The 16552-nt window shown below is 61.1% G+C and carries 14 protein-coding genes; 3 read left to right on the forward strand and 11 right to left on the reverse strand.

Annotated elements, in window-relative coordinates:
- Positions 1 to 31: 31 nt before the first annotated feature.
- The 10 genes from BLV47_RS01855 to BLV47_RS01900 form a co-directional block, all read right to left on the reverse strand.
- Positions 32 to 1594, reverse strand: coding sequence for a SpoVR family protein (locus tag BLV47_RS01855; protein WP_092309291.1), 1563 nt, complete (start codon positions 1592 to 1594; stop codon positions 32 to 34).
- Entirely contained in the window at positions 1591 to 2862 is a 1272-nt protein-coding gene (locus BLV47_RS01860) for a YeaH/YhbH family protein (RefSeq protein ID WP_092309294.1), read from the reverse strand. Before BLV47_RS01860 ends, BLV47_RS01855 begins: the two co-directional genes overlap by 4 nt.
- 118 nt (positions 2863 to 2980) lie before the next feature.
- Complete coding sequence (locus tag BLV47_RS01865; protein ID WP_011063831.1) at positions 2981 to 4903, reverse strand: PrkA family serine protein kinase; 1923 nt, start codon at positions 4901 to 4903, stop codon at positions 2981 to 2983.
- A 299-nt stretch (positions 4904 to 5202) separates the two neighbouring features.
- Entirely contained in the window at positions 5203 to 5532 is a 330-nt protein-coding gene (gene glpE / locus BLV47_RS01870; RefSeq protein WP_092309297.1) for a thiosulfate sulfurtransferase GlpE, read from the reverse strand.
- A 33-nt stretch (positions 5533 to 5565) separates the two neighbouring features.
- Positions 5566 to 6435 (reverse strand): symmetrical bis(5'-nucleosyl)-tetraphosphatase, encoded by an 870-nt coding sequence (locus tag BLV47_RS01875; protein ID WP_092309300.1) that lies wholly within the window; start codon positions 6433 to 6435, stop codon positions 5566 to 5568.
- Positions 6435 to 6815: a Co2+/Mg2+ efflux protein ApaG gene (gene apaG / locus BLV47_RS01880; protein ID WP_060841373.1), complete on the reverse strand. Its 381-nt coding sequence runs from the start codon at positions 6813 to 6815 to the stop codon at positions 6435 to 6437. The genes BLV47_RS01875 and apaG overlap by 1 nt, the downstream gene beginning before the upstream one ends.
- Positions 6816 to 6941: 126 nt before the next feature.
- Positions 6942 to 7754 (reverse strand): 16S rRNA (adenine(1518)-N(6)/adenine(1519)-N(6))-dimethyltransferase RsmA, encoded by an 813-nt coding sequence (gene rsmA / locus BLV47_RS01885; RefSeq protein ID WP_092309303.1) that lies wholly within the window; start codon positions 7752 to 7754, stop codon positions 6942 to 6944.
- Entirely contained in the window at positions 7751 to 8740 is a 990-nt protein-coding gene (gene pdxA / locus BLV47_RS01890) for a 4-hydroxythreonine-4-phosphate dehydrogenase PdxA (RefSeq protein WP_092309306.1), read from the reverse strand. The genes rsmA and pdxA overlap by 4 nt, the downstream gene beginning before the upstream one ends.
- Positions 8737 to 10053: a peptidylprolyl isomerase SurA gene (surA, locus tag BLV47_RS01895; RefSeq protein ID WP_042942111.1), complete on the reverse strand. Its 1317-nt coding sequence runs from the start codon at positions 10051 to 10053 to the stop codon at positions 8737 to 8739. Before surA ends, pdxA begins: the two co-directional genes overlap by 4 nt.
- Positions 10034 to 12865 carry an LPS-assembly protein LptD gene (locus tag BLV47_RS01900; protein WP_092309309.1) on the reverse strand — a complete coding sequence of 944 codons (2832 nt, stop codon included), beginning with the start codon at positions 12863 to 12865 and terminating at the stop codon, positions 10034 to 10036. Before BLV47_RS01900 ends, surA begins: the two co-directional genes overlap by 20 nt.
- A 130-nt stretch (positions 12866 to 12995) precedes the next feature.
- Between BLV47_RS01900 and BLV47_RS01905 the strand changes: the two genes are divergently transcribed.
- From BLV47_RS01905 to BLV47_RS01915, 3 genes are read left to right on the forward strand one after another with little or no spacing between them, the layout of a single operon-like run.
- A complete protein-coding gene (locus tag BLV47_RS01905; protein ID WP_092309312.1) occupies positions 12996 to 14021 on the forward strand; it encodes an aminoglycoside phosphotransferase family protein in 1026 nt (341 codons plus the stop codon).
- Positions 14018 to 14692 (forward strand): N-acetylmuramate alpha-1-phosphate uridylyltransferase MurU, encoded by a 675-nt coding sequence (murU, locus tag BLV47_RS01910; protein ID WP_092309315.1) that lies wholly within the window; start codon positions 14018 to 14020, stop codon positions 14690 to 14692. The genes BLV47_RS01905 and murU overlap by 4 nt, the downstream gene beginning before the upstream one ends.
- Before the next feature lies 1 nt (position 14693).
- Complete coding sequence (locus tag BLV47_RS01915; RefSeq protein WP_092309318.1) at positions 14694 to 15461, forward strand: TerB family tellurite resistance protein; 768 nt, start codon at positions 14694 to 14696, stop codon at positions 15459 to 15461.
- 57 nt (positions 15462 to 15518) lie between these two features.
- Here the strand turns inward: BLV47_RS01915 and BLV47_RS01920 are convergent, their stop codons facing one another.
- Positions 15519 to 16508, reverse strand: a complete 990-nt coding sequence (locus BLV47_RS01920; RefSeq protein ID WP_092309321.1) for an alpha/beta hydrolase family protein — start codon at positions 16506 to 16508, stop codon at positions 15519 to 15521.
- Between the last annotated feature and the right edge of the window lie 44 nt (positions 16509 to 16552).

The raw sequence follows: 16552 nt of genomic DNA on the forward strand, positions 1-16552 counted from the left end.
GTGTCGGGCTGACGGAGGACTGTTGTTGGGTTCAGAGGTGGATGACTGCCAGGTCCAGCCGGCCATAGTCGTTGTCGTTGTGATCGCTTCTTGGTGGCACGTGATGGGTTTTCACCACTTGATCGCCCTGCAGGGTTTCCAGGTGGATGTCGAAGCCCCAGAGGCGATGCAGGTGCTTGAGTACCTCGTCGGTGGAGTCGCCAAGGGGTTTGCGATCGTGTTGCTGGTGGCGCAGGGTCAGCGAGCGGTCGCCACGGCGGTCGATACTCCAGATCTGTACGTTGGGTTCGCGGTTGCCCAGGTTGTATTGCGCGGCCAGGGTTTCGCGGATGATCCGATAGCCGCTTTCGTCGTGGATCGCCGGCACCAGCAGGTCGTCCTTCTGGTCGTCATCCATGATGCTGAACAGCTTGAGATCGCGGATCACCTTGGGCGACAGGTACTGCAGGATGAAGCTTTCGTCCTTGAAGCTGCTCATGGCGAACTTGATGCTGGACAGCCAGTCGGTGCCGGCCAGTTCAGGGAACCAGCGGCGGTCCTCTTCCGTGGGTTCCTCGCATATGCGACGGATGTCCCGGTACATGGCAAAGCCCAGGGCGTAGGGGTTGATGCCGCTGTAGTAAGGACTGTCGAAGCCCGGTTGAAAAACCACGCTGGTATGGGAGGCGAGGAACTCCATCATGAAGCCATCGGTCACCAGGCCTTCGTCGTACAGATCATTCATCAGGGTGTAGTGCCAGAAGGTCGCCCAGCCTTCGTTCATCACCTGGGTCTGGCGCTGCGGGTAGAAGTACTGGGCGATCTTGCGCACGATGCGCACGATCTCCCGCTGCCAGGGCTCCAGCAAGGGCGCGTGCTTTTCAATGAAGTACAGGATGTTTTCCTGAGGCTCGGCGGGGAAGCGCGCATTGTCCTTGTCGCTGTATTTGTCCGCGCCTTTGGGAATGGTGCGCCACAGATCGTTGATCTGTTTCTGCAGGTGCTCTTCCCGGTCTTTCTGGCGACGTCGCTCTTCCTCGGCAGAGATCGGGTAAGGCCGCTTGTAGCGGTCGACGCCGTAGTTCATCAGGGCATGGCAGGAATCCAGCAGATCCTCCACGGCATCGATGCCATGGCGCTCCTCGCACTGCATGATGTACTGCTTGGCGAACACCAGGTAGTCGATGATCGAGCTGGCATCGGTCCAGGTGCGGAACAGGTAGTTGCCCTTGAAGAAGCTGTTGTGGCCATAGCAGGCATGCGCGACTACCAGCGCCTGCATGCAGATGGTGTTCTCCTCCATCAGGTAGGCGATGCAAGGGTCTGAATTGATCACAATCTCGTAGGCCAGCCCCATCTGCCCGCGGCTGTAGGATTTTTCAGTGCTGAGAAAGTGCTTGCCGTAGGACCAATGGTGATAACCCAGGGGCATGCCCACCGAGGCATAGGCATCCATCATCTGCTCGGCAGTGATCACTTCGATCTGGTTGGGGTAGGTATCCAGGGCATAGCGAGCCGCGATACGGCTGATTTCGCGGTCGTAGGCCTGGATCAGCTCGAACGTCCATTCCGAGCCGGTGGAGATAGGTTGGCGCTTCTGCTCTCTGGCGGTCATGTCACTAACCTGCGCTGGAAGAGTTCACGGAAGACCGGATAGATATCGCCGGCCGAAACCAGTTGTTGCTGGGCGAACGTGTCGGAGAAGGCCTCGGCGATACGTTCGTATTCGAACCACAGGGCCTGATGCTCTCGTGGAGTGATCTCCACGTAGGTGTAGTACTGCACGAAAGGCATGATCTGGTTGATCAGGATATCGCGGCAGATGGGCGAGTCATCGTTCCAGTTGTCGCCGTCGGAAGCTTGCGCGGCGTAGATGTTCCATTCGTTGCTGGGGTAGCGTTCGGCCATGATCTCCTGCATCAGTTTCAGGGCGCTGGAGACAATGGTCCCGCCGGTTTCCCTGGAATAGAAGAACTCTTCCTCGTCCACTTCACGGGCGCTGGTGTGATGGCGGATGAAAACCACGTCGATCTTGTCGTAGTTGCGCTTGAGGAACAGATACAAAAGGATGAAGAAGCGTTTGGCGATGTCCTTGGTGGCCTGCGTCATGGAGCCGGAGACGTCCATCAGGCAGAACATCACTGCCTTGGAACTGGGGTTGGGCTGCTTCACCAACAGGTTGTACTTGAGGTCGAAGGTGTCGAGGAAGGGCACGCGATGAATGCGAGCGCTGAGGCGTTCGATTTCTGCTTCAAGTTCCTGAATATCGCCGAAATTATCCGGCTCTTCGCGTTTCAGGCGTTCCAGCTCTTCCTTCACCTCCCGCAACTTGGCCCGGCTGCTGCCGGACAGGGCGATGCGTCGGGCGTGGGCTGAGCGCAAGGTGCGGATGATATTGATCCGCGACGGATTGCCCTCGTTGCTGATCCCCGCTCTTACGGTCTTGAAGGTGTCGGTGCCGCTCAGGTTGCGTTTAACCAGGTTGGGCAGCTCCAAGTCTTCGAACATGAACTCGAGGAATTCTTCCTGGGTGATCTGGAAGACGAATTCGTCCATGCCTTCGCCGGAGTTGCCGGCCTTGCCGCGGCCCCCGCCACCGCCGCCACCCTGAGGCCTGGCGATATGTTCGCCAGCGGTAAATTCCTTGTTTCCGGGATGGACCACGGTCTGCTTGCCACCACGGCCGTGGTGCAGCACCGGTTCGTCGATATCCCGACCGGGAATACTGATTTGTTCGCCGTGCTCCATGTCAGTGATGGAGCGGCGGCTGACGGCCTCTTCGACGGCCTTTTTAATATGGTCACGGTAACGCCGCAGGAAGCGCTGGCGGTTCACCGTGCTCTTGTTCTTGCCATTGAGACGTCGGTCGATCACATAGCTCATGGGCCCCTCCGGGGAGCTTCAAGACATAAGCCTCAAGCCGCAAGCCGCGCAGCGGCGGGGCCCGGGAAGGCTCCGCAGCATCGCGCTTGCAGCTCGTAGCTAGAAGCTTGCCGCTGCATCACTGCGATTTTCTGACCCGCAGATACCATTCGGACAGCAGCCGGACCTGTTTGTCGGTGTAGCCGCGCTCGACCATTCGTGTGACGAAGTCGTTGTGTTTCTGTTGATCCTCCTTGCTGGCCTTGGCGTTGAAGCTGATGACCGGCAGCAGGTCCTCGGTGTTGGAGAACATTTTCTTCTCGATGACCACCCGCAGTTTTTCGTAGCTGAGCCAGGTGGGGTTCTTGCCGTTGTTGTTGGCCCGGGCGCGCAGGACGAAGTTGACGATCTCGTTGCGGAAATCTTTCGGGTTGCTGATGCCAGCAGGTTTCTCGATCTTCTCCAGTTCCTCGTTGAGGGCCACGCGATTGAGGATCTCGCCGGTTTCCGGATCGCGGTATTCCTGATCCTGAATCCAGAAGTCTGCATAGAGCACATAGCGGTCGAAGATGTTCTGGCCGTACTCGCTGTAGGACTCCAGGTAAGCGGTCTGAATCTCCTTGCCGATGAACTCGATGTAGCGCGGCGCCAGGTATTCCTTGAGGAAGCGCAGGTAGCGCTCGCGGGTTTCCGCCTGGAACTGTTCCTGCTCGATCTGCTGTTCCAGCACATACAGCAGGTGCACCGGGTTGGCCGCCACTTCATGGGGGTCGAAGTTGAAGACTTTCGACAGGATCTTGAAGGCGAACCGGGTCGACAGGCCATTCATCCCCTCATCGACGCCGGCGCTGTCGCGGTATTCCTGGATCGACTTGGCCTTGGGATCGGTGTCCTTGAGGTTTTCACCGTCATAGACCCGCATCTTCGAGTAGATGTTGGAGTTCTCCGGCTCCTTGAGGCGCGACAGCACAGTGAACTGCGCCAGCATTTTCAGGGTGTCGGGGGCGCAATGGGCCTTGGCCAGGGAGCTGTTGAACAGCAGCTTGTCGTAGATCTTCACTTCATCGGTGACGCGCAGGCAGTAAGGCACCTTGACGATATAGATCCGGTCGATGAAGGCTTCGTTGTTCTTGTTGTTGCGGAAGGTGTGCCACTCCGATTCGTTGGAGTGAGCCAGCAGGATGCCGGTGAAGGGGATCGCCCCCAGCCCCTCGGTGCTGTTGTAGTTACCTTCCTGGGTTGCGGTCAGCAATGGGTGCAGCACCTTGATGGGTGCCTTGAACATCTCGACGAATTCCATCAGGCCCTGGTTGGCCCGGCAGAGTGCCCCGGAGTAGCTGTAGGCATCGGCATCGTTCTGCGGGAATTCTTCCAGCTTGCGGATATCCACCTTGCCGACCAGTGCCGAAATGTCCTGGTTGTTCTCGTCCCCGGGCTCGGTCTTGGCCACGGCGATCTGGTTGAGAATCGACGGGTACAGCTTCACCACGCGGAACTGGCTGATGTCGCCGCCAAACTCCGACAGGCGCTTGGTGGCCCAGGGCGACATGATGGTGTTGAGATAGCGCCGGGGAATGCCGAAATCCTCTTCGAGAATCGCGCCATCTTCCGTGGCGTTGAACAGCCCCAGTGGCGATTCAAAGACCGGGGAACCCTTGATGGCGTAGAAGGGCACTTTCTCGATCAGTTGCTTGAGCTTCTCGGCCAGGGACGATTTACCACCGCCCACCGGACCCAGGAGGTAGAGGATCTGTTTCTTCTCTTCCAGGCCCTGAGCGGCGTGTCGGAAGTAGGAGACGATCTGGTCGATGCATTCTTCCATGCCATGGAAGTCTTCAAAGGCCGGATAGCGCCGGATCACCTTGTTGGAAAAGATTCGCGACAGCCTCGAGTTGGTCGAAGTGTCCAGCAGTTCTGGCTCGCCGATGGCCAATAGCAGGCGTTCGGCGGCGGATGCATAGGCGCTTCGGTCCTTCTTGCACAGCTCCAGGTATTCCTGCAGCGAGAACTCTTCCTGGCGTGTGGATTCGAAGCGCTGTTGGAAGTGGCTAAAAATACTCATGACGTCACCTCGCTCGATACGTTGAGCCGGCGTCGGATCAGTCAGTCAAGTGCTGGCGAGCAACTGAAAATCCAGTTGCCGTTTACCCCCCAGAACACTTCCAAAGCTATCGACCTTGAAAGCTAGTACCGATGACCCACTCGCCGGTGTACCGGCTCTCCCCTGATTTGGATGGCCTGAGGCTAAGGATAGTTCGGAATCCGGGAGGTCAAGGCGAGATGGGGAATTAGTTGCGCACTACCGTTCGTCCGGTGGCGCGTCAGCCCGCGTAGTACGCGGGCTGGAGCCCGGGAAAAAAATTATTCGGCGGTGCCTTGGGCGATTTCCGTCGGGTAGGTGCTACGCCACAGTTCGAAGCCGCCGTCGAGGCTGTAGACATCGGAAAACCCCTGGCTGACCAGATATGCGGCGGCGCTCTGGCTGGAGTTTCCGTGATAGCAGACCACCACCAGCGGGGCGTCCAGGTCGGCGCCGCGAATGAAATCGGAAATGGAGTGATTATCCAGATGCTGCGAGCCGCTGATATGGCTCAGGGCATAGGTTTGCGGGTCGCGGATGTCCACCACCACGGCGCCTTGCTCGCGCAGTGCCTGGGCCTGTTCTGGGGGAATGCGTTTGAATTCGCTCATGGCGGGCTCCTGGAGCTTGATAGTCAGCGCCGACTAGCGCTTTGCCGAGACGGGCAAGGGGTTGGGGGAAAGGTTTGCGGCGTGTCCCTGAGCATCGCAATCACAGGTAAGGCGCACGCCGCTGTCGACATTCAGCAGGGTCATGGACCCGCCCCAGACGCAGCCGCTGTCGAGGGCGAAAATACCGGGTTGGTTGCTGTGGCCTTCCAGGGCCGCCCAGTGGCCGAAGATGATCTTCAGGTCCCGGGTCTTGCGCTCCTTGTGACTGAACCAGGGGGCATAGCCCGCCGGGGCGGTATCCAGTCCTTCCTTGCTCTTGAGGTCGAGCTTGCCCTCGCTGGTGCAGAAGCGCATGCGGGTGAAATAGTTGGTGATGACCCGCAGGCGGGTCACGCCCTTGAGGTCGCTGTCCCATTTCGCCGGATCGTTGCCGTACATGCCGTCCAGAAAGGGTTCGAAGAGGTTGTCGTCGCGAAGCGCTTCTTCCACCTCGGCGGCGCATTTGAGGGCCTTTTTCAGCGACCACTGAGGGGCGATGCCAGCATGCACCAGTGCCACATTGCGGGCTTCGTCGTAGTGCATCAGTTTTTGCTGGCGCAACCACTGCAGCAGCTCTTCGCGGTCGGGAGCCTCAAGGATCTCGCGCAAGGTATCGGACTTTTTCAGGCGCTCGATGTTGCGCCAGGCGGCCAGCAGGTGCAGGTCATGATTGCCCAGCACGCAGACCAGGGAGTCGCGGATCGAGTACAGGTAGCGCAGGGTTTCCAGCGACTGCGGGCCACGGTTGACCAGGTCGCCCACCAGCCACAGGCGATCCCGGGTTGGGTCGAAGGCGACTTGTGCAAGCAGGCACTGCAGCGGCTCCAGGCAGCCTTGCAGGTCGCCGACAGCGTACGTTGCCATCAGTGCAAGGCTCCGGGGACCGCCAGGCGGAAGGGCGCGATGATGGCGTCGAACTGTTTGCCGTCTTCGGCGAGCATCTGATAGCTGCCCTGCATGTTGCCGACCCGAGTGGTCATCACGGTGCCGCTGCTGTAGGTGTGGCTTTTGCCGGCGGCGATCAGCGGTTGCTGGCCCACCACGCCGGCGCCGCGCACTTCTTCCACGTGACCGTCGCCGTCGGTGATCACCCAGTGCCGGGACAGCAGCTTGGCCGGGAGCGAGCCATTGTTATGAACGGTGATGGTGTAGGCGAATGCGAAGCGGTTTTGCTCGGGTTGCGATTGGTCTGCCAGAAAGCGGGTGACGACGCTGACATCGACCTGATAACGAGGATCGGACATGCAAGAGGCCTTTAAAGCAAAGCGGGGCGCGGGACAAAGCTGATGGAGGTCAGTCTAGGTCAAGTACCGGGTAGTAAACCAGACATCCTGTCCGGCGTCCTACCCGATCTCGGGCAGGGGGAGCGCTCAGTCGGCGGCAGGCTTGGGCTGGTTGGCCAGCTGGTCGGCCAGGCGCACGAAAGCGGCCAGGTCCAATTGCTCGGGGCGCAGGCTGCCGTCGACGCCGGCCGCTTCGATCTCGGCGCTGCTGAGGAGGGCCTTGAGGGTGTTGCGCAGGGTCTTGCGGCGCTGGTTGAAGGCTTCGCGCACGATGCGTTCCAGCAGCCGGTGATCCTTGGCTGGGTGTGGCAGTACCGCATGAGGCACCAGGCGCACGATGGCCGAGTCGACTTTCGGTGGCGGGTTGAAGGCGCCAGGACCGACGTTGAACAGGTGTTCCACGCGGCAGTGATACTGGACCATGATCGACAGGCGGCCCCAGTCACCGCCGCCGGGACCGGCTGCCAGACGCTCGACCACTTCCTTTTGCAGCATGAAGTGCATGTCGCGGATCAGCCCGGCGTTCTGCAGCAGGTGGAAGATCAGCGGAGTGGAGATGTTGTAGGGCAGGTTGCCGACCACCCGCAGGCTGCTTGGCGCCGCGCCCAGGGTGTTGAAGTCGAACTTCAAGGCGTCGCCCTGGTGCAGGTTGAAGTTGCTCTTGCCGGCGAACTGCTGGTTGAGGATCGGGATCAGGTCCTTATCCAGCTCCACCACATCCAACTGCGCGCCGCTGCCCAGCAGGCCTTCGGTCAGGGCGCCCTGGCCCGGGCCGATTTCCAGCATGCGGTCTTCGGGCTTGGCGTGGATGGCCCGCAGGATGCGGTCGATGACGCCGGCGTCGTGCAGGAAGTTCTGGCCGAAGCGCTTGCGCGCCCGGTGTTGGTATTGCTCGCTCATAAACGGTTCTCGGCCATCTGGTAGGCGGTTTCCAGGGCGACCTGCAGGCTGCCGGTGTCGATCTTGCCGCTGCCGGCCAGGTCCAGGGCGGTGCCATGGTCGACGGAGGTGCGGATGATCGGCAGGCCGAGCGTCACATTGACGGCCGCGCCGAAGCCTTTGTATTTCAGCACGGGCAAGCCTTGGTCGTGGTACATCGCCAGCACTGCATCGCAGTGCTCCAGATATTTGGGGGTAAACAGAGTGTCCGCAGGCAAAGGACCGCGCAGGTCCATGCCCTCATTGCGCAGGCGCTCCAGGGTGGGTTCGATGATGTCGATTTCTTCGCGGCCCAGGTGTCCGCCTTCGCCGGCATGAGGGTTGAGCCCGCACACCAGGATACGTGGCTGGGGGATGCCGAACTTGCGCTGCAAGTCGGCATGCAGGATCCGTGTGACCCGTTCCAGGCGCTCGACGGTAATGGCGTCGGCAATCTCCCGCAAGGGCAGGTGGGTGGTCACCAGGGCCACGCGCAAGCCACGGGTGGCCAGCATCATTACCACTTGTTCGGTGTGGGTCAGGTCCGCGAGAAACTCGGTATGCCCGGAAAAGGCGATCCCGGAGTCGTTGATCACGCCCTTGTGCACGGGGGCAGTGATCATGCCGGCAAAGTGCCCATCCAGGCAGCCCTGGCCGGCGCGGGTCAGGGTTTCCAGGACGAAGGCGGCATTGGCCTGATCCAGTTGGCCACTGACCACTGGTTTGCCGAGGGGCGTGTCCCAGACATAGAGGCTGTCTGCGGGTGCGGGCTCAGTCGGCAGTTGCTCCAGGGTTACCGGCAGCAGATTGACTGCCACGCCCAGCTGCGCGGCCCGTTCAAGGAGCAGGTCGCGGCTGGTAATGGCAATCAGGGGATGGGGCTGGGGTTGCGAGGCGAGCAGCAGGCATAGGTCAGGACCTATACCCGCTGGTTCGCCGGGTGTCAGAGCGAAACGTCTGGGTTTCACTGTGCCGCCTGTTCAGCGCCAGGCAGCTTGATTTCGACGTAGGCTTCGTCACGGATCTGCCGCAACCAGGTCTGCAGTTCTTCGTCGTACTTGCGATTACGCAGCACGGTCATGGCTTGCTGCTCACGGGCCTGACTGGTGCTGTCGGTGGCGCGACGGCCAAGGACTTCCAGTACGTGCCAGCCATAAGGGCTCTTGAACGGCTTGGATAGCTGACCTTGTGGGGTCTTGGCCATCACTTCGCGGAATTCCGGCACCAAGGCATTCGGGTCGATCCAGTTGAGATCGCCACCATTGAGCGCCGAGCCCGGGTCTTCCGAGTAGCTTTTCGCCAGTTCGGCGAAGTCTTCGCCGGCTTCGATGCGCTCGTAGAGCTTCTGCGCCAGGCGCTTGGTTTCTTCTTCGCTGCGAATCTCGCTTGGCTTGATCAGGATGTGGCGTACATGCACTTCGTCACGCACCTGATTGCCGCCGCCACGTTTGTCCAGCAGCTTGAGGATAATGAAGCCGCCTGGGGTGCGAGCAGGCTGGGTGATGTCACCGACGGCCATTGCGCTCAGTTCGCGATCGAACGGAGGTGGCAGTTGAGCGGCTTTGCGCCAGCCCATATCGCCGCCTTCCAGGGCGTTGTCGCTGCCGGAACGGGCAATCGCCAGCTGGGCGAAGTCCGCGCCTTGCTTGAGTTGCTGGTACACGTCCATGGCCTGGCGGGCGGCACTCTGAATCGCTTCGGAGTTGGCGCTTTCCGGGGTAGGGATCAGGATATTGGCCAGGTGCAGTTCTTCGGAGAGCTGCATCTTGCCCAGGTCCGAGGCCAGGAAGTTCTTCACTTCCTGCTCCGATACCTGAATGCGTTCGGCCACACGGCGTTGACGCACGCGGCTGATGATCATCTCGCGGCGAACCTGATCACGCGCGTCTTCATAAGACAGGCCATCGTGAGCCAGGGCGGCGCGGAACTGCTCGATGCTCATGCTGTTGCGCTGGGCAATGGTGCCGATAGCCTGGTTCAGCTCTTCATCGGTGATGCGGATGCCGGAGCGTTCGCCAATCTGCAGTTGCAGGTTTTCAACGATCAGGCGCTCCAGAACCTGCTGTTCCAGAACGCTGGTAGGCGGCACGCCACCGCCACGCTTGGCGATGGTTTGCTGGACTTCGTGAACCCGCTGGTCCAACTGGCTCTGCATGACCACGTCGTTATCGACGATGGCCACGACCTTGTCGATGGACTGCACCGCGGCGCTGGCCGCGGTACTCAGGAACAGCGCGCCCAGCATCAGCGGGCGCAGACAATCAGAAAGCTTGGTCTTCACGTTCACGATAACCTTGGATGCCTTTGTCGAGGAAGCTCTCTACTTTGGTGCCCATGACGCCACCGAGACCCTTCAGAACAATTTGGAGGAAGATGCCGCGGTCGCCTTTCTCGTTCTCCGGAGCGTTCTGACTGAACTCGTCATACTTGACCCAGTAACGGCTGATCAGGCGCAGTTTCCAGCAGCAGTTGTCGTATTCGAAACCACCGAAGGCCTCGAGCGTGCGGTTACGGTTGTAGTCGTACTGCCAACGGCTGATGGCGTTCCATTGCGGCACGATCGGCCAGATCACCGAGAAGTCATGCTGCTGGATCTTGTAGTAGTCCTTCACGTAGCCAGGTTGGCCCGGAGTGCCATAGTCGCCGCCCATTTTCCAGGTGCCGCTGTTCTGGTCATAGCGGATCTGGTCGTTGCGATAGCGATAGCCGGCGTTGATAACCTTGTTCGGGTTGTCTTCAGGCTGGTAGTGGAGCATCGCACTGCCGGAGCGCGTGCTGTGGCTGTCCGGGTCCCAGTTGTAGTCGGCAGTGGTGCGCCAGTCGCGGTTGTAGCGGTATTCGTATTCAAGCGCGTAAGGCGAGACATTGGACGTGGCGTCGGCGCGGGTGCGGTAGTCGATACCCGGGAGCTGGACGGTGCGGTCCTTGAAGTACATAGCCTGACCGACGCTGATGCGTTGACGCTGGAAGCCGTTGTCTTCGATCCAGCGGCTGGTCACGCCCAGAGACAGCTTGTTCTCGTCGCCGACGCGGTCGGAGCCGGAGAAGCGGTTGTCACGGAACAGCGAGGCGTAGTTGAAGGTGTACTCGCCGGTATCGAACACCGGGATGTCCTTCTGGTCTTCCTTGGGTACATAGAGGTAGAACGCGCGCGGTTCCAGGGTCTGGCGGTAGTTCTTGCCAAACCATTGGGTATTGCGGTCGAAGTACAGGCCGCCGTCGAGGCTGGCGATTGGGACGCCGCGGTTCTGCGAGCTCTTGAACGATTCGCCCAGTGCGGAAGAGTTATTCCGGTTCTTGATGAGGTCGCTTTTACCTTGGCCATCCAGATCAAGGTTGTACTGGGTGTACATGTACTTGAGGGACGGTGTCAGGTAGCCGTAGCTCCAGTTCAGCGGCAGGCTGACGCCAGGCTTGAGGTTCAGGCGGTCACCGTTGGAGCGGGCCAGACCAGCAACGTTTTCATCCAGGCGACGAGTTCCGATTGCATTGCCGCTAGCATCGAATGGGCCGCCGTCCTTGTCAAAGTAGTTGCCTTTCCTCAGGTCGCGTTCGAACCGCACCAGCTCGGTTTCATAGGTGAAATCCAAACCCTGCGGGTGGTACGGCAAGGCACCGTTGAAGGTGATCTGCGGCAGGCGGTTGTACGGGGTGATGTTGGATACGCTTGCCAGCTCGTACTCCTGTACGTTGAGGCGCGCAGTGTAGTCATCGCCACGATAGGTCACGACGCCTTGCTGGTTGACGTAGTCGGTGGACGACTTCACCCCCAGCTGATCGGTCTGCAGATCCTGGAAATAGTAAGGATCGCTGATCTTGGTGTAGTCGACCTCGGTCATCAGACGCGAATCAAGCCCGCCCTTGTGCTGCCAGTTGAGCATGTAGCGAGTTTTTTCGTAGTCGGTCTGCTTGCTGCGATCGGTATCGTCGTCGTTGAGGTAGGCGGCGCCGAACTGACCTTCGCTGCTCTTGGTCAGGTAGCGGAACTCGCCTTCCATCAACAGGCCGCGCTTGGCCATGTAGCGTGGGTACAACGTGGCGTCGTAGTTCGGTGCCAGGTTGAAGTAGTACGGCGTGACCAGCATGAAGCCGGTATCACCACCACTGCTAATGCTCGGCGGCAGGAAGCCGGACTGGCGACGGTCGTCGATCGGGAAGTAGATATACGGGGTGTAGAGCACCGGAATGTCTTTGACCCGCAAGGTCACGTTGGTCGCGGTGCCGAAGCCGGTGGCCGGGTTCAAGGTGATGTTGTTGCCCTTGAGCTGCCAGGCGTTGCTGTTCGGTTCGCAGGTGGTGTACGTACCATCCTTGAGGCGGATGATAGCGTTTTCCGCACGCTTGGCGTACAGCGCGCTGCCCCGTACCCGCGACTTGTGCATCACGTATTCGGCGTTGTCGACCTTGGCTTCACCAGTGTCGAGCTGCACGTCGGCATGGTCGCCGACCATCAGCGTGCCGTTGTCGCGAATCCGTACGTTGCCGCTCAGTTCACCGCGATTCTCGGCCTGATACAGATTGGCCTCGTCGGCCTCGACCTGCATGCTTCCCTGACGCATGACCACGTCACCGGCCAGGGTCGCCACTTGTTCTTCCTGCTGATAACGCGAGGCCTTGGCACCGATAAAGGTCGGGGCGTCACTTTTATTCGTCTTGTCATTCATGCCAGGACGAATCGGTTCGATATAGGAACCAGAGCAGTAAGGACCGGTCTCGGCCAATTGTGCGGCGGTGAGCTTCTCGCGCGGCACCCAGTCGAGGTGGCTGTAGTCGGCACTGCGGGATTTCAGTCCACGGCCTTTGGCTTCGGTCACCAGCGTCGGCTTGTCGCCGCTGGCTGCTTCGCCCGCAGCACCGGCATCAGCTGCTGTAGCAACGCTGGAGCTGACCGAGTTGGCGTCGTGGACCGGCCGCGGAGGCAGTTGGGCTGCAGTGGCTTTCGGCGCACAGGCCCAGCCACCCGAAGCAGAGACTGAGCAGTCATACTGTTCCGCAGCGACCACGAAGGAAGTGGCTAGAGGTTGCAGGGCCAGCAAACCGCCGGTAACCAGCAACGGGAATTTTTTACGAAACGCGGGGGATTTCAATGCCATCTTATTAGTCCGGGCTTCCTGCGTGCCATCTGCCCGCGGTGTGGGCCGCACGCCTCTCGATGGTCTGAAAAAGATGCTGGATAATAAAGCATGACCCGCTTGACGGCTAGCGCCGTCGGAGACCCTTGTAATGCCTGACCAAGATGTACGCTTGCAACACCTGAAAGTTTGGCTCGATGAGCAGTTGGCGATTGTTTACGCAGAGCAAGGCTGGGGCGAAGTGCCCCCGGCGACATTGACCGCGGCCAGTAGCGACGCGAGTTTCCGCCGTTATTTCCGTTGGCAGAGTGCGGACCGCAGCTTTGTGGTCATGGATGCCCCGCCCCCCCAGGAAAATTGCAAACCCTTCGTGGACATCGCCCATTTGCTGGCGACCTCGGGCATTAACGTGCCGAAAATCTATGCACAGGATCTGGCGCGCGGCTTCCTGCTGCTCAATGACCTGGGCAACAAGACCTATCTCGACGTGATCGACGAGCACAATGCCGATACGCTGTTTGACGACGCATTGCAGGCGTTGCTGGCGTTTCAGCAACTGCCGATGGCGGCGCCGCTGCCCAGCTACGATGTGGCTCTCCTGCGTCGTGAACTCGAGCTGTTTCCCGAGTGGTACGTCGGGCGCGAGCTGGGGATCACCTTTAACGCGCAGCAACGTGAACAGTGGCAGCGGGTCAGCGATCTGTTGATCGACAGCGCGCTGGCGCAGCCCAAGGTGCTGGTGCACCGCGACTACATGCCGCGCAACCTGATGCTCAGTGAACCGAACCCGGGCGTTCTGGATTTTCAGGATGCGGTCTACGGTCCCGTGACCTATGACGTCACGTGTCTGTTCAAGGATGCCTTCCTCAGCTGGCCGGAGCCTCGGGTCCAGAACTGGCTCAGCGACTATTGGAATCGCGCTCGGGCACTGGGAATCCCGGTGCAGGACGATTTTGCAGCCTTTCTGCGTGCCAGCGACCTGATGGGTGTGCAGCGTCACCTCAAGGTGATCGGGATCTTCTCGCGGATCTGCCATCGCGACGGCAAACCCCGTTACCTGACGGATGTGCCGCGCTTCCTTGCTTATATAGAAGCGGTGCTGGCCCGCCGTCCCGAGCTGGCCGAACTGGGCCAATTGCTGCGCAGCCTGAGCCAGCCCGCGGGGAGTGAGGCATGAAGGCGATGATTCTGGCGGCCGGCAAGGGCGAGCGCATGCGCCCCCTGACCCTGACCACCCCCAAGCCACTGTTGCCGGTGGCCGGTGTTCCCCTGATCGAATACCACCTGCGAGCCCTGGCCCAGGCGGGCTTTCGCGACATCGTCATCAACCACGCCTGGCTCGGCCAGCAGATCGAGGATGCTCTGGGCGATGGCCAGCGCTGGGGCTTGAACATCCGCTACTCGGCTGAAGGCGAGCCGCTGGAAACCGCCGGCGGAATCTTCCAGGCCCTGCCATTGCTGGGGGACCAACCGTTCCTGGTGGTCAATGGCGATATCTGGACCGATTACGACTTCGCCGCATTGCGCCGCCCCCTGGCCGGGCTTGCCCACCTGGTCATGGTGGACAACCCGGCACATCACCCCAGCGGTGGTGATTTCTGCCTGGAGGGCGGGAGGTTGCACGACGCTCGCCCTGGCGTGGCGGCTCTGACCTTCAGCGGCATCTCGGTCCTGCATCCCGACTTGTTCCAAGGCTGCGTGGCCGGTCCTTCCAAGCTCGCTCCATTGCTGCGCGAAGCCATGGCCCGGGACCAGGTCAGCGGCGAGCACATGCAGGGACAGTGGATCGACGTGGGCACGATCGAGCGCCTGGCGCAGGTCGAGCGCCTGCTGCAAGCGAGTCGCTGATATGTGGTGGCCAGGGACTCTGATCGGAGCCGGAGCGGGTTTTGCAATTGCCAGCATTCCGGGGGCCATGCTTGGGGCATTGTTGGGGCAGGCGCTGGACCGGCGCCTGCAACTGCACAGCTGGGCACATGTGCGTGAGCGCCTGGGTGGACCCTCTGCGCTGCGCAACGATGAACTGTTGTTCGTACTGCTGGGGCGCCTGGCGAAAAGCGACGGTCGGGTGGTGGATGGGCACATTCAGCAAGCCCGCCAGGAAATGCGCTCGCTGGACATGAATGAAGCCGCACAGCGCAGGGCCATAGCGGCTTTCAACCGGGGCAAGTCGGGCAATGACCGTCTGCACGGTTACCTGCGGCGCCTCAGAGCCCAGCCTCACGCCGCGGAAGGGGTGTTGCGCGCCTGCTGGCGCATGGTCTGGGCCGATGGCCGGGTAGGGCCGGCGGAGCGAGAGCTGATCCAGCTCTGGGGCAAGTGGCTGGGCTGGACGTCGGAGCAGATCCAGGCCCTGGCACAGGATTATGGTCCGGCAAGACGCTCGCTGGTCGAAGCGCCGCTGAGCTATCAGGAGGCACTACGGCTGCTGGGGGTCGCCGCCACCAGCGAGCCATCGCAGATCAAGCGCGCCTATCGACGACTGCTCAGCCGTCATCACCCGGACAAGATCGCCGGCAGTGGCGCCAGTACGGAGCAAATACGCGAGGCCACGGAAAAGACTCGGGAACTGCACAGCGCCTATGCCCTGATCCGCCAGCGCCGGGATTTTCGCTGAGCTTGATAAGCCCGGGCCGCGCTGCCGTCGTCCCTCGGACGATGGCGGCCGGCGCTATCAGTTGTCGGTCTGTTGTGGGTTCAGCCAGCCGCGTACCCGGCGGAACAGTTGCTCTTGCTGGGCGGCGGCGTTGCCGGGCACGGCCTTGAGAGGGATCTGGCTGAAGTTCGAGTGCTTCAGGCGCTTGCTGGCCTGCAGTCGCTTAAGGGCGGCTTTCTGTGCGGCGCTCTTGTCGGCGTAGAAAAAGTCCGCGGTGGCTAGTTTCAGGGTCGGCGTCAGTTCCGCCAGTTGGGGTTTGCCGTTGGCTGGCGCTTGAGCGGCTACCATCACCAGTTTTTGCACTTGCGAGGGCTGCTTCTCGCTCAGGTAGCGGGCGGCCCAGTAGGCGCCCGTGCCGTGGCCCAGTAACACGATGCTGCGCGCATTCTGTTGTTCGGCGAAGGCCAGGGCCGCGTCGATCCGGGTAAAGATCCGCTCGGCATCGGCCTTGACCTGTTCCTCGGTACTTTCCGCGACGACACGGTCGGCCACGTCGGTTTCGCCGCCGGCCACCTGTTCGATGGGCTTGGCTTCAGCGCTGGCGTCCTTGGCGGTGTTGCTCTTGTCGGTAGGCGCTGGAGCCGCCTCGACCACCCGCGGCTGGGCGGCTTCGCTGAGCATGTCCGGCAGGCTCAGGCTCAGGCTGCCCCAGTCGGTGTCCGGCAATTTGTTGCGCAGTGGCGCCACGGCTTGCGGCCAGTCAGCAGTCTCACCGGCGCCGGGGAGGATAATCACCACACCCTTGGGGTCGCTGGCGTTGGCCGGCTTCCACAGGGCCAGGAAGGTGTCGCCGCCGGCTTGCAGTTGCTGTTGCTCCTGGGCCGGCAACTGACGTGCCAGGGCACTGGCGTCTTCCTGGCTGCGCTCGGGCAGGGGTTGGCGTTGCGCCGGTTGTTCCTCGGGGGCCTTGGTTTGCGCAGCCGGATCGGCGGCTTGCACAGAAAAGGTCCAGGGCAGGATCAGCGACAGGCACAATGCAGGCAGTGCCGAGCGGTGGACAAGGGGCATCGGATATTCCAGGCCAGAAGTAATTCCGGCAGCCTAATGGGTTG

The sequence above is a fragment of the Pseudomonas saponiphila genome (genome assembly GCF_900105185.1).
In the GTDB taxonomy this organism is placed as follows: domain Bacteria; phylum Pseudomonadota; class Gammaproteobacteria; order Pseudomonadales; family Pseudomonadaceae; genus Aquipseudomonas; species Aquipseudomonas saponiphila.